The following is a 12,496-nucleotide window of genomic DNA, read 5'->3' as shown; positions in this document are numbered from 1 at the left end:
GGCTCCTTCCAGGGCTGTCGGATGTCGCGGATGCGCCTGTTGATCGTCTCGGGCGGGCCTCGAACAGGGCCGCGACCGCAACCTGGGGCGGGGTGAGCCGGTGATGGAGGAGGGCGGCCAGGCGTGGGCGGTACCCGCGCCGTCTGTCCAGGCCGGCCTCCCGCCGAGGTCTGGACTTCCTCTTTGCCCCGTTATGCTGCCGCCGCAGGTCCAGCACCGCGAGGGCCGTACGCTCCACAGCGAGCAGGCCCGGGGCTGGGCTGGGCTGCGTGCTAGCGTGAGCAACGCTAGATGGAATGCGCGAAAAAAACGCTCACGAATGGTGCTTCTGAGCGGCGCCCCGTGCGGTGTTGGTTCCTTCCTCGGGAACGCCGGTGCTTCCTTCGTCATCATGAACGAAGGTAGAGAACTGTGCGTACTCCGTATCGTGTGATCATTGTGGGCGCCGGCTTGGGCGGGCTGGCACTGGCCCACGGTCTGCGCTCGCAAGGCATTGATGTAGCCGTCTACGAACGCGATGTCCACTCGGGCGCGCACCCTCAGGGGTACCGCATCCAGCTCGACGAACCCGGTCTGACCGGACTGGAATACTGCCTTCCCGTCCCGCTGTTCCAGCTCTGCCTGGGAACCGCAGGCGCACCGCCGGCGCGGGTGTCGGTCCGCAGCCGCCACCTGGACGTTCTGGCGGACAAGGCCGCGCTCAGCAGCTCCGGCGCAGGGGACGCTCCGGGCCCTCGCGCATTCAATCGCCCGACTCTGCGTCAGGTCATGCTCTCCGGGCTACGCGACCACGTGCACTACGGTGCGCGGTTGGTGGCCTACCAGCACGAGGCGGACGGGACGGTCACGGCACGCTTCGCCGACAGGCGCACCGTGAGCGCCGACCTCCTGGTCGGCGCGGACGGCGTCAACTCAGCTGGCCGCCGGACCCTGCTGCCTGACGCCCGGGTCGAGGACGCTGGCCTGCGGCTGGTCTACGGCAAGATCCCACTTGAGGGAAGCACACGAGCAGGCATCCCCGACTGGGTCTTCGACAGCATCTTCACCGTGGTCACCGGCGACCCACACCCCGCCTGTGGCACTGTCCCCGGTCGCCGACTATGTCGCATGTATGGTCGGCGCCCCCGCCGACCATCCGGCGATGCCCACCTTCGAGGAGCTGCGCGACCTCGCCCCCGCAGCACTACGCGACGTCGCCCTGGGAGTGCTCGGCGACGACTGGCACGATGATGTCCACCGGCTGCTGGGATTGTGGGACACCGATTCCCTGTTCCCCCTGCGGATCTCCACCGCTGCTCCCGTGCCGGTCTGGGAGTCCGGCCCGGTCACGCTGATCGGCGACGCGATCCATGCGATGAGCCCGGCCCTGGCGATGGGCGCCGATACCGCCGTTCGTGACGCCGGTGAACTCACTCGCGCCCTCTCCTACGCGGCCGGTACGGGTGAGCCACTGATGAATGCGGTCAGCTCGTACGAGAACCGCATGACCGACTGCGCATTCTCGATCGTGGCCAACGCCCGGCAGACAGGGCGGCAGCGGTAGACCCCGCTGATCGCTGGCCGTTCCCGGCCACCGTCGGCGACGGCGCTATTCGGAAAGTTTCGGCAGCAGTTGACAACCAGCACCTCGGCCCGGCCGCCCAGGTGGAGCAGCATGGGCGGCGGGTGGCCGGCGTTGGCGATGGTGATGTGGTGGGCGACGGGGTCGTACACCGCGTACAGGCAGGTCGCCATGCGGTCGCTGCCGAGCCGCTGCTCCTGCTGTTCGCGTCCCGTTCCGGGGCAAGGACCTGCGCGGCTGGCGCCGGCGTCACAACCGGGACCACACGAAGATCCGCAGCCTCGGCGAAGGCGCCATGGCGATCCTCAAGTCCTGGCGGCTCCTGCGGAAGCTCCGCTGCGGCAGGACCCGAATCACAGGCGTCGCCCGAGCCGTCGTCGCCCTCGGACTCACCGCCTGATCAAGATGCAAAAGGCTCAGTGCCCGGGGTCAGCATGCTTACCTGGGTCATGCGCCAGATCCTCCGTCACTGGCAGGCACTCGGCGAGCAGGTCGACGACGTCGCGCCAGGCCCGCTGCGCGTGCCGTGGGTGGTAGCCGACGCCGGGAACCACGGGGTGGCCGACCGGCGGGTGGTGGAAGGCGTGCAAGGCGCCGCCGTAGACCGTGAGGCGCCAGTCGACGCCCGCGGCCTGCATCTCAGCGGTGAACGCGTTCCGTTGCGCGGGCGGCATGATCGGGTCTTCCGACCCGACCCCGGCCCACACCGGGCAACGAATGTGCGCCGCCTCGCCCGGTCGGCCCGTGGTCAGTGCGTTGACTGTCCCGATCGCGCGCAGGCTGACGCCGCCGCGCCCGAGTTCCAGCCCGACGGCACCCCCCGTGCCGTAGCCGACAGCGGCGATCCGGTCGGGGTCGGTCCGCGGTTCGGTGCACAACACATCGAGCGCCGCATGGCCGATGCCTCGCATCCGCTCGGGATCAGCGAGCAGCGGCAGGCAACGGGCCAGCATCTCCTCGGGGTCGCCCAGATAGCGCCCGCCATGAAGGTCGAAGGCCAGCGCTATATATCCCAGCTCGGCGAGAGCATCGGCCCGGCGGCGCTCGACGTCGCTGAGCCCCATGCCCTCTGGTCCGAGCAGCACCGCGGGCCGGCGATCGACACCGGCCGGGAGCGCGAGGTGCCCGATCATCGTCAGACCGTCGGCCGGATACTCGACCGTACGCGTCGTAATCGTCGTCATGAGACTGGACTGTAGTGATGGTCGGGCCCGGTCCGGCCGGTGTTCTGCGGCTGGCAGAACAGCGCGGGCAGGACGGCGTCGACGCCGTGAACACACCAGGCACGCTGTGCTCATTTCAGCCCGGATTCTCCTGCCGCGATGGCGCCCGTTTCCCTGGCCCATCGTCGGCTCCAGGCATCCAGCGGGCTCAGCGCCTCTACGAGGTCCTGACCGAGCTGGGTGAGGTGGTAGCCGTCTTCGCGCAGGGTGAGCAGGCCGGCGCCGGTCAGCTCGTCGAGCCGGGTGCTGAGCACGCTGGAAGACATGCGCTCGCATCGGCGCTGCAGTTCGCGGAAGCCTGCCGGCGCTTGACTCAGTTCCCACAGGACGCGCATCGTCCAGCGCCGCCCGAGTAGATCAAGTGCGGCCATGACGGGACGACCCGACGCGGACCCTCGTACCGGCATACCTGGCCGCGGTGTTCTGGCTCCCATACCCACTCCTTGCGCTTCGGTTCTCGAAGCATCATAGTGATTCGAAAATCGAAGCAGGAGAAGCCACATGCCGCGCATCGAACCGCTCAGCCCGCCTTACCCCGCCTCCGTCGACCAGGCACTGCGTCGGTGGATGCCTCCGGACGTGCCGCACGAGCCACTTACCCTGTTCCGAGTACTGCACCGCAATCCGGAACTGGCCTCACGCATGTTCGCCCTGGGCGCCGGCCTCCTGGGCCACGGACACCTCCCCGCCATCGACCGCGAAGTCGTCATCGCTCGCGTAACCGCGCGCGCCGGCTGCGCCTACGAATGGGGCGTGCACACCGCGACCCTCGCACCGCAGGCCGGACTCAGCCCGGAACAGATCCGAGCGACCACCGAAACCCATGCGACAGTCACTGCCGCATGGTCGCCACACCACGCGGCACTGCTTGACACAGTCGACGAACTGCACGACACGGCCCAGCTCTCGCAGCCCGTCTGGGACGCCCTGTGCGTGCACTACGAGGACGCTCAGCTCCTCGAAATCCTCGTACTGATCGGCTGGTACCGAACCATCAGCTACGTGGCCAACGGGCTGCTCATCGAGGAGGAATCCTGGGGCGCCCGGTTCCCGGCGAGGTAACTACACCCTGCGCATGCACCATTGCGGGACAGCCCTTACACCGCCGCAGCGCTGGTCGGCATCGGCGCCATGACGATCACGACGCCGACAAGCCCCGCTCTCGCCCGCCGCCGCTCGTCCGAGACCAACCCGTAAGTCAGATGCACTCATCCCAACACTGGAGGTTCCATGCCCAAGGGCTACTGGGTCAGCGCCTACCGCACCATTTCAGACCCTGAGAAGCTGGCTGCTTACAACAAGCTGGCCGGTCCGGCCGTCAAGGCCGGGGGCGGTCGGATCCTCGCCCGTGGCGGTCGGGTCGTGGCGTATGACGCCGGAATCGCCGAGCGCACCATCCTGATCGAGTTCGACAGCTTCGAGCAGGCCGTCGCGGCGCGCGAGAGTGCGGCCTACCAGGAGGCGCTGGTCGCCCTCTCCGACGGCGTCGAGCGCGACTTCCGCATCGTCGAAGGCATCGACTGACCGAGGTCCAGTCGGATCTTCTCTGAAGCAGCAGAATTCTGGGGTATACCGGCCCGCTCCCGTGAAGGACGTCACCAGCTAGTTCCCTCACGGCTCAGGCAGCCTGGCCGAGACCGGCGGCGGTCAGGTCCTGCTCGCGCAGCGGGGTGAAGTCGACGTCGGGTTTCGAGTCGTACGCCTCGGTCGCGTATCGGCCCAAGGAGTCGGTGAGCTTGGGCTCGTTGCCGAACGGCGGGCCGAGACGGCGCCACCACTCCCGGGGATCTGGGCAGCGGTCGTCCCCGGCGACGCCCCCACGGGGGAGGGCGGCGCCGGGGACGACGTGGGCGGGCACCTTGACGCGGGGCCGGTCAGGTGGTGGCGATGACGTAGGCGCGGGCGAAGTGGCTGCCGATGTGGGCTTTGTGGAGGTGCCCGGCGATGACGCGGTCGCCTTCGACGCCCATGCCGACGTGGATGTGGGCGGAGCCATTTACTTGCTACGGCTTGGCCATCGTGCAGACCAGTGTGGCCTTGGACGGGTCACACGCCTTGAACCAGGCATTGCCCGGGTCGAGGGTGTAGGCGTCTACTGAGCTTGTTCCGCTTTGACGGACACCATTGGTGTGGTGGTCAGGCTGCGAGTGCGGTCTCGTACTCGGCGGGGCTGAGGTAGCCGAGGCTGCTGTGCAGTCGGTGCAAGTTGTACCAGCCCTCGATGAAATCGAAGATCGCGGTGCGGGCGGCGGCCCGGCCGGGCCAGGCGGGGGTGCCGAGCAGTTCGCGTTTGATGGTCGAGAAGAACGACTCGGCGAGCGGCAATCGTCGGGCCCATTCGTGGACCAGGTGAACGCCGCCGAGTTTGCTCGTCACGTAAGCACGACGGCCGGCTCGGACATACTCGGAACGGTCGAATGCTCCGGGTCGGGAGATCTCCGGGATGGCCCAACGGGGCGCGGGCATGGTCCCCCCGGTGTGCCGCAAATCACCGGGCTGCGGCGGGTACGACGGCCAGGGCGAACATCGTGCGCCAACCGCCGCTGTCCGCAAGGGCCCAGCCACACAGATAGGCGATGAGTTGTCCGATGGCGACCATCAGCTGGAACAGCACCATGAGCCGTCCGCGGATCCGGGCCGGGGCGAGTTCGGCGATGTACACCGGCACCATGCTCGAGGCACCGCCGACGGCCAGGCCCAGCACGAAGCGGGCGGCGATGAGGCTGTTCACGTCGGGGGCCGCGGCAGCAGCCCCCGCCCCCAGGCCGAAGACCACCGCGACCGCGATGACGACCCTGCGCCGCCCGTGCCGCGCGGCCAGCCGCCCCGATACGAGTGCCCCGGCCATGGCTCCGAGCAGGATGACGCTGACTACCATCTCCTGCTCGCTGGAGTTCAGGCGCAGGTCATCCCGCAGATGCAGCAGTGCCCCGGAGATGATGCCGGTGTCATAGCCGAACAGCAGTCCGCCCAGGGCGGACACAGCCGAGACGGCGTAGACGGCGGCAGGGGTGCGCGAGGCGGGCGAAGCGCCCGTCGGAAGGCACACGGTCGGGCCCCCGCCGCGCTGTTAGCTCAGGCATCGCCCATGACCAGACCCTCGATGGTGTGCTTCTGGGTGATAGGCACCAGCTCGTCGACGACCGGACAGTCCAGATGCTGCCGGACGCGCTCGGGCAGCGCCTCCCAGTAAGCACGGGTCACGGCAGTGTCATGCCGCTCGCCGTTGGCGGCCTCAGGACCGTCCACACCCAGAACCAGCACGGGCCGGGACTTCGCGGAGTCGTTCCTCGTGCCGCGGTGGATGGTGAGAGCGCTACGCGCCGAGATGTCACCGCGCTGAGGGTACTTGCGCACGGCGCGTTCCTCATAGCGCGGGTAGTGGGGCCGGGGCGGGAACATGCCGTGTCCGAACTCCGGACTGTCGTCCCACTGGGTGCCCGGCGCGATCTCGAAGGGGCCCATGTCCTCCTCCGTGTCGACGGCGGTGACGTTGAAGGCCAGGGAGGTCAGCCGCCGCTCTGCACGGGTCTCCTCGGGAAGGGGGAAGTCCCGGTGCCAGGGCTGGTTGACGGCCCCTTCGAGCGGCACGTCGAAGCCGAGCTCCACTATGCGATAGCCGGGGCCGAGCACCGCCTCGCAGACCGAGCGCACCCAGGGGTGGTCGACGAGCTCCACGAAGCCGCGCAGCTGCTCGGGGTGGATCTCCACGTAGTAGCGGTGCGGACCGCGTCCGACGGCGCCGCCGGGCCGCGTCAGCGCTTCCTGGAAAGCGGACTCGATGTCCTCACGCAGCCGGTCGGCCCACTCCGGGCCGAACGCGCCCTTGCGAGCCGTGATATCGAGCGAGTACAGGGCCTCGACCTCTGCGGACACATCCACGTCGAGATCGGCCGGGGAGATTCCGGGGTGCGCGTGCGGGCTCATGCGTGCCTCCTTGCAGCAGACTGTCCGAGACATGTTGCAACGATGATTGCAACGTTGCAACACCCTGGGGCCCACAATCTTGATCCCTGCCGGCGGCCGCATGTCAGGATGGCGTGGTGACCAGCAGCCTGAAAGATGTAGCCGCCCTCGCCGGTGTCTCGGCTCGCACCGTGTCGAACGTGGTCAGCGGTTCCGCGCGGGTCGCGGCGGACACCCGCCGACGGGTCCAGGAAGCGATCGACGAACTGGGATACCGGCCCAACCTCGCCGCGCGCAGCCTGCGGGCCGGTCGCACCGGCATCATCGGGCTGGCCATCCCGGAGCTGCACTCCCCCTATTTCGCGGAGCTCGCGGGCCTGATCGTGGAGGAGGCACGAAAACGCTCGTGGACAGTGATCATCGACCAGACACTGGGCGACGCCGAGGCGGAACGCCGGTTGCTGACCGGCAGCGGCGGACGCGTGATGGACGGGCTGATCATCAGTCCGTGGGCGCTGACCGCTCAGGAACTGGCGTCCACCGCGAGGTCTCTGCCGATCGTGCTGCTCGGCGAGCGCAGCCCTCAGGGCTTCGCCGACCGCGTGGCCGTCGACAATGTGAACGCAGCGGATGAGGCCACCACTCATCTGCTGACGCTGGGGCGCCGCCGCATCGCGGCCATCGGGCTGCAGCCACACCTGCACAACGGGACCTCCGACCTGCGCGCCGAGGGCTATCGCAGGGCGCTGCGGCGGGCCGGCATCAGTCCCCGGCCGGAATGGGAACGCACCGTGGACACCCTTCACCGCAAGGACGGCGCTCTGGCTCTGGCGGAGCTGCTCGACAGGGATCGCGAGGTCCCGGACGCAGTGTTCGCCTTCAGCGACGAACTCGCCCTCGGGGTACTGCATATGGCGCACCAGAGGGGTGTGCGGATCCCGGAGGACCTCATGGTCGTCGGGTTCGACGACATCGAGGACGGCCGGTACGGCCACCCGACGCTGACTACAGTCTCCCCCGGCAAACGGCAGATCGCTCAGCTCGCCCTGCAGTGCCTGGCGGACCGGATCTACAGTCCGGACAACGAGGTTTCTCCCTCGGACCTCACGGCTCCGCACCGCTTGGTGATACGTGCCAGTACAACCGAGCGGCCCCCGCCCTTTCGCCTGCAACATGGCGTCGGCCCCGCTACGTAGCGGGGCCACTGCCCATCAGCGCCACCGTCTGTGCTGTTGTCACACCGGAGACCTCTTGGGACTCTTTTCGGCCGATCCTGCCAGGCCCGTCGGGTTGCCGCCCGAAGGGTCTTCCCCGCCTCTATGCTTCTACATGCGTGTAGAAGACGCGAGGGCGGCAGCACGTTGAGCGGTGAGCGAGGCCAACCCCTCGTCGCTGTTCGGTCCACGAACCACATGTACATGAAGGAGTGAACGCCGCGATGGTGTTCAAACGACTGCTCGGCTCGCTCGGCTTGGGCGGCCCTACGGTGGACACAGTGCTGGACACCGGTGCGGTACTGCCGGGTGAGAACCTCACAGGGCAGGTTCATCTCTCTGGCGGCAGTGGTGACTTCGACATCGAACAGATCTCCCTGGAGCTGGTGGCCAGGGTGGAGGCGGAGCACGAGGACGGCGAGAGCGAAGGCACCCTCGCCTTCGACCGGTTCACCGTGGCCGGGGGTTTCTGCCTCGCCGAGGGCGAGCAGCGCAGCGTTCCGTTCTCGGTGACGCTGCCGTGGGAGACACCGGTGACCGAGTTGCACGGCCAGCCGCTGGGCGTCGTGCTGGGGTTGCGCACCGAGCTGGCGGTGGCCGGGGCCAAGGACAAGGGCGACCTCGACCCACTCGTGGTGCATCCGCTGCCGGCCCAGGAGGCGATCCTGGAAGCCCTGGGACAGCTCGGATTCGGCTTCAGGGGCGCGGATCTGGAGTACGGCAGGATCGGCGGCACCGGCCAGCAACTCCCCTTCTACCAGGAGATCGAGCTTTCCCCGCCTGCGCAGTACGCACACGCCATGAGCGAGATCGAGGTGAGCTTTCTGGCCCATCCCGGAGGGATGGAGGTCGTGCTGGAAGCGGACAAGCGAGGCGGCTTCTTCTCGGGCGGCCATGATGCGCTCACACGTTTCACCGTCAGCCACCACGCCGTCGAGCAGCACGACTGGAACGTCGAGGTCGACGGTTGGGTTCGCCGACTCGTCGAAGACCGGTCTTCGCACGGCCACGGTGACGTGTACGGCGGCAGCGCACACAAGGACGACCACCACGGTCACGGCGAGCATCACCACGACAGTGGCCACCGGCACGGAACCGGGATGGGCACCGTCGTCGCCGCCGGCGCGGCGGGCCTGGCGGTCGGAGTCGTCGGCGGGATGGTGGCTGCCGAAGTCGTCGACGAAGTCGGCGACTTCTTCGAAGGAGACGATGAAGAGGGCGACGAGGGCTGAGGCGCGGCGCCTTCGCCTGGCAACTGATGAACCTACGCAGGTGAATTGGGTGCAGGCTCCAGCAGCACCTTCTCCTTGCGGCAAGCAGCGGTTTCGGCACGATGGACGCAGGTCATGGCGCCGGCGACATCGAAGCCGCCGCCGAGTTCCTCGCCGCCAGAATGCGTTCGCGATGCGGTCACCGTGACCGTCCGCCGAACATCTTCTTCCGGCGTCGCGAGGCCTTCACTGCACCGGCCCGAGCAGAACAGAGCCGTCGCCCTCCGGTCGACGCCGATCACTCACCGGGCCCCGCACTCGGGACACCCGGCCTCGCCGGCCCCGGTCTGCACGGCCGTCAGGCGCTTGCGCAATTGCCGGTCCGTACGCCACTGCCTGGAACGACACGGCGAGAACAGAACAAGGCGTCAGGCGGGGCCTCCGACCTGAGGCCGGGGCGGGCGTCGCTCTACCGCAACGATCGGCATGTGCAGACCTCTGAGATGCCGGTACGGTTCGCGCTCGGAACCGTCCGCATCGACGTCGCTGCGAGTCGGTACGGCATGAGGCGGAATCATCTGATCAGCGCCGACGGCAGCGAACGACGCCTCGATCCCGCTCCGGGGACGCCCGAGTACTGGCGCGCCCGACTCTCCCGACGACACCCCGACATCGGGCGCACCCTGGCCGTTGGCGCGATCGTCGTGTTGGCCACCAACCTGGCCCTCTTCGCGCCCTTCGTCTCGCCGATCCGCCTACCGGCGTGGGCGAATACAGCCCTCACGATCACCACGGGGCTGGCGGGAGCCGAACGGGCACTCGCCTTCCGGCACCACCGAGCCGGTCGAGGCGGGTGAGCGAGGATGAACGTGGCGGGCGCGGTGCATCGCAGCGTGAGCAGCCCCGGCAGGCACGAGACGGATGCCGTTATAGTCATAAGGTCGCGAAAAACGATGTTCCGCGGGTCCACCCGCCGGACATCGCTCGTACATCGATGCAGATGGTTCTGATCGGTGAGCGTCTCCTTGCCGAGATCGGGCATCCCGTCCGCTTTTGGCGCTGACCACCGCCGGCGCGTGTCGGCGCGACAGAGGAGCGCAGCATGCAGAAGACCATCGCCATTGTCGGAGCGGGACTGGGCGGACTGACGCTCGCCCGGGTGCTTCAGGCTCACGGTGTCGCCGCGACGATCTACGAGGGTGAGGCTTCGGCGACGACCCGTGCGCAGGGCGGCCTGCTCGACATTCACGTAGAGACCGGACAGGTCGCGCTTCGCGAAGCCGGTCTCTACGACGAGTTCCTCACTCTGGTCCGCCCGGGCGAGGACGCCAAGCGCGTGGTCGACCGCCACGGCACGATTCTGTTCGATATGCCTGCGGACCCCGGTTCGGCCCGTCCAGAGGTGGATCGTGGCGAACTCAGGCGCCTGCTCATCGACTCGCTGGCGCCCGGGACGATCAGGTGGAGTCATAAGCTCGCCTCGGTCCGGCACCGTGTAGAGGGCGGCTACGACCTCACTTTCGCGGAAGGTTCCGCCACGCGCGCCGACATCGTCATCGGCGCGGACGGTGCCTGGTCGAAGGTGCGTCCGCTGCTCACCCCCGCCAAGCCTCTCTACAGCGGAACCTGCTTCATCGAAATAGCCCTCGCCCCGGGAGGCCAGGACTGTCGGGCGAGCGTGGCCGCAATCGGCAGCGGCACGCTGATGGCGGTCGCGCCGGGCAAAGGCATCATCGCCCATCGCTACGCCGACGGACGCGTGCTCGGATACGTGGCGCTGAACAAGCCCGAGGAGTGGATGAGGTCGGTCGACTTCGGTGACCCGTCCGCGGGCCTCCGTCAACTTGCCGACGAGTTCGATGGCTGGTCGCCACTGCTCACCACCTTCGTGACACAGAGCGACGCGGAACCGTGGGTCCGGCCCATCCATGCTCTTCCCGTCGGGCTCAAATGGGACAGGGTGCCCGGCGTGACGCTCGTCGGCGACGCCGCGCATCTGATGTCGCCCTTCGCCGGCGAGGGTGCGAACCTCGCCATGTACGACGGCTCTGACCTGGCGAGCAAGCTAGTTGAGCAGCACGACATGGAGGTCGCGCTCACCGCCTACGAAGAGCGGCTGTTCCTCCGTAGTAGCGACGCTGCCGGCCGCTCGGCGGAGAACCTGGAGATCTTCTTCGGCCGGGAAGCACCGCAGAGCGTAGTCACTCTGTTCGATCGCTCCTGATACCTCAGCCCTGTTTCGCGATCTTGGCTCAGCATCGCCCTCTCGGATTCGCCCTCCAAGGTTCTGACCACCAGCACCGCAGTGGCCGGCGACCTGTCCCGCCTCGCCGCCTCGCGACAGCCGGGCCTTACCTTCGCGCCGGCGGGACGGACAAGGTCACCCGCGACATGCGGGCCGCCGTCGCCGACTTCGTGTACCTCACGGGCCGGATGGCCGCCGCCCCCGCGGCCGTAGCCCGCGCTGTCTCCGAGCAGGCCGTACGCCTCACCCGGCTTCAGACGCCTCTCGACCTGCCCGGCTGGAACGGGGAGGTCACGACAGCCGAAACGGCCCACCGAAGAAACCGACGGGCCGTCACGAAAGATCGTGGCCAAAGGAAATGCCCGGAACGCCGAATTCGGCAACGGGAACCGTCTGCGAGGTCGTCAGAGCACATGAGTCATCAGGACGTGAAGCTTTCAAACGTACCCGTTCGCCGCACATCCAGCGTTGCGCAGTGAAAACCACCCCCCAGGGATCGACCCTGGCGCCATGGAAGAGGAGCGCAAGTAATCCCCTTCTTCTCCAGCATGCGAATGAGTTCGGTTTGCGATTTTTCGACTACTACCAATTCCGGAGAAATACTCAGGAGATTCATGCTGATCCAAGGCGAACTGAAGGAATAACCCAAAAATCCGGTATCTACCGGCTCCGGGGCCAGGATTACTTCCCAGCTACGCAGCACGTCCGGAATTGTCTTTTCGCTGACACGTGCAGGATTCACGAGCAAGAGGCCCGGGCGGAGCGCCGTAATTGTTGTGTCGATATGCGTCGACTTGTAGATGTTCTCGCATGGATGAACGCGATATCTGGCCCCGAGAGTGGTCTGAAGCCATCTAGCTCCACTCAGATTTCCAGAATCAGACACTAGGTAGAGGATGTCACTGCCAAGGCGCAAGCAATTGGCAGCATCGAACACCGGCTCTTCCTCGAGAACAGCGAGTAGTGACCGGTCAAGCCTGTTATAGCCAGATTCCTTCAACTCCGGTTTAGGTGCAGAAATCCATCGAGCACCACTTTCCATGTACTCCCGGAGTATCGGCCGATAAGCCAGCGACTCGTACTGACGAGAGCGAAGTGACATCGGCGTCTCAATAATGGTCCTCCCGACAGCCAGG

The 12,496-nt window shown here is 67.4% G+C and carries 15 protein-coding genes and 2 pseudogenes; 8 read left to right on the top strand and 9 right to left on the bottom strand.

Annotation, left to right across the window (positions count from 1 at the left end; all coding sequences use genetic code 11):
• Positions 1-411 precede the first annotated feature (411 nt).
• On the top strand, positions 412-1,230 hold the full coding sequence (locus tag ACIREO_RS21935) for an FAD-dependent monooxygenase (protein ID WP_404112777.1): 819 nt from the start codon (positions 412-414) through the stop codon (positions 1,228-1,230).
• Entirely contained in the window at positions 1,142-1,543 is a 402-nt protein-coding gene (locus ACIREO_RS21930; RefSeq protein ID WP_404112775.1) for an FAD-dependent oxidoreductase, read from the top strand. The genes ACIREO_RS21935 and ACIREO_RS21930 overlap by 89 nt, the downstream gene beginning before the upstream one ends.
• A gap of 8 nt (positions 1,544-1,551) precedes the next feature.
• Here the strand turns inward: ACIREO_RS21930 and ACIREO_RS21925 are convergent.
• The 3 genes and pseudogenes from ACIREO_RS21925 to ACIREO_RS21915 all read right to left on the bottom strand — a co-directional run.
• Positions 1,552-1,767 (bottom strand): annotated as a pseudogene (locus tag ACIREO_RS21925) (SpoIIE family protein phosphatase); the annotation flags it as partial.
• A 210-nt stretch (positions 1,768-1,977) separates the two neighbouring features.
• The gene (locus tag ACIREO_RS21920; RefSeq protein WP_404112772.1) at positions 1,978-2,745 is read right to left on the bottom strand and encodes a dienelactone hydrolase family protein; all 768 of its coding nucleotides are present in this window, start codon (positions 2,743-2,745) and stop codon (positions 1,978-1,980) included.
• 110 nt (positions 2,746-2,855) lie between these two features.
• Positions 2,856-3,218 (bottom strand): winged helix-turn-helix transcriptional regulator, encoded by a 363-nt coding sequence (locus ACIREO_RS21915; protein ID WP_404112770.1) that lies wholly within the window; start codon positions 3,216-3,218, stop codon positions 2,856-2,858.
• A gap of 67 nt (positions 3,219-3,285) precedes the next feature.
• Here ACIREO_RS21915 and ACIREO_RS21910 point away from each other — a divergent pair, with 67 nt between their 5' ends.
• Both ACIREO_RS21910 and ACIREO_RS21905 read left to right on the top strand, forming a co-directional pair.
• Positions 3,286-3,846 (top strand): carboxymuconolactone decarboxylase family protein, encoded by a 561-nt coding sequence (locus ACIREO_RS21910; protein WP_404112767.1) that lies wholly within the window; start codon positions 3,286-3,288, stop codon positions 3,844-3,846.
• A 168-nt stretch (positions 3,847-4,014) separates the two neighbouring features.
• The gene (locus tag ACIREO_RS21905) at positions 4,015-4,308 is read left to right on the top strand and encodes a DUF1330 domain-containing protein (protein ID WP_404112764.1); all 294 of its coding nucleotides are present in this window, start codon (positions 4,015-4,017) and stop codon (positions 4,306-4,308) included.
• A 94-nt stretch (positions 4,309-4,402) separates the two neighbouring features.
• Here the strand turns inward: ACIREO_RS21905 and ACIREO_RS21900 are convergent, their stop codons facing one another.
• The 4 genes and pseudogenes from ACIREO_RS21900 to ACIREO_RS21885 all read right to left on the bottom strand — a co-directional run bounded on the left by ACIREO_RS21900 (position 4,403) and on the right by ACIREO_RS21885 (position 6,711).
• Positions 4,403-4,642: a hypothetical protein gene (locus ACIREO_RS21900; RefSeq protein ID WP_404112761.1), complete on the bottom strand. Its 240-nt coding sequence runs from the start codon at positions 4,640-4,642 to the stop codon at positions 4,403-4,405.
• Positions 4,643-4,920: 278 nt separating this feature from the next.
• Positions 4,921-5,097: pseudogene (locus ACIREO_RS21895) on the bottom strand (IS3 family transposase); the annotation flags it as partial.
• A gap of 175 nt (positions 5,098-5,272) precedes the next feature.
• A complete protein-coding gene (locus ACIREO_RS21890) occupies positions 5,273-5,833 on the bottom strand; it encodes an MFS transporter (RefSeq protein ID WP_404112758.1) in 561 nt (186 codons plus the stop codon).
• Positions 5,834-5,859: 26 nt separating this feature from the next.
• The gene (locus ACIREO_RS21885) at positions 5,860-6,711 is read right to left on the bottom strand and encodes a phytanoyl-CoA dioxygenase family protein (protein ID WP_404112755.1); all 852 of its coding nucleotides are present in this window, start codon (positions 6,709-6,711) and stop codon (positions 5,860-5,862) included.
• Between the two features lie 116 nt (positions 6,712-6,827).
• Here ACIREO_RS21885 and ACIREO_RS21880 point away from each other — a divergent pair, with 116 nt between their 5' ends.
• The gene (locus ACIREO_RS21880) at positions 6,828-7,886 is read left to right on the top strand and encodes a LacI family DNA-binding transcriptional regulator (RefSeq protein WP_404112753.1); all 1,059 of its coding nucleotides are present in this window, start codon (positions 6,828-6,830) and stop codon (positions 7,884-7,886) included.
• A 242-nt stretch (positions 7,887-8,128) separates the two neighbouring features.
• Positions 8,129-9,136 carry a sporulation protein gene (locus ACIREO_RS21875; RefSeq protein ID WP_404112751.1) on the top strand — a complete coding sequence of 336 codons (1,008 nt, stop codon included), beginning with the start codon at positions 8,129-8,131 and terminating at the stop codon, positions 9,134-9,136.
• Between the two features lie 32 nt (positions 9,137-9,168).
• Here the strand turns inward: ACIREO_RS21875 and ACIREO_RS21870 are convergent, their stop codons facing one another.
• On the bottom strand, positions 9,169-9,417 hold the full coding sequence (locus ACIREO_RS21870) for a hypothetical protein (RefSeq protein WP_404112748.1): 249 nt from the start codon (positions 9,415-9,417) through the stop codon (positions 9,169-9,171).
• Between the two features lie 186 nt (positions 9,418-9,603).
• On the opposite strand from ACIREO_RS21870, the gene ACIREO_RS21865 reads away from it, so the two are divergent.
• Positions 9,604-9,972, top strand: coding sequence for a hypothetical protein (locus ACIREO_RS21865; protein ID WP_404112746.1), 369 nt, complete (start codon positions 9,604-9,606; stop codon positions 9,970-9,972).
• A 245-nt stretch (positions 9,973-10,217) separates the two neighbouring features.
• Positions 10,218-11,339 (top strand): FAD-dependent oxidoreductase, encoded by a 1,122-nt coding sequence (locus tag ACIREO_RS21860; protein WP_404112743.1) that lies wholly within the window; start codon positions 10,218-10,220, stop codon positions 11,337-11,339.
• 442 nt (positions 11,340-11,781) lie between these two features.
• On the opposite strand, the gene ACIREO_RS21855 is transcribed toward ACIREO_RS21860, so the two are convergent.
• Entirely contained in the window at positions 11,782-12,462 is a 681-nt protein-coding gene (locus ACIREO_RS21855) for a hypothetical protein (RefSeq protein ID WP_404112741.1), read from the bottom strand.
• Positions 12,463-12,496 lie beyond the last annotated feature (34 nt).

It is taken from the genome of Streptomyces sp. NPDC102441 (assembly GCF_044765585.1).
Classification (GTDB): Bacteria; Actinomycetota; Actinomycetes; order Streptomycetales; family Streptomycetaceae; genus Streptomyces.
Note: the sequence above shows the minus strand (reverse complement) of the source record. Positions and strands in the feature narration are given on the sequence as shown.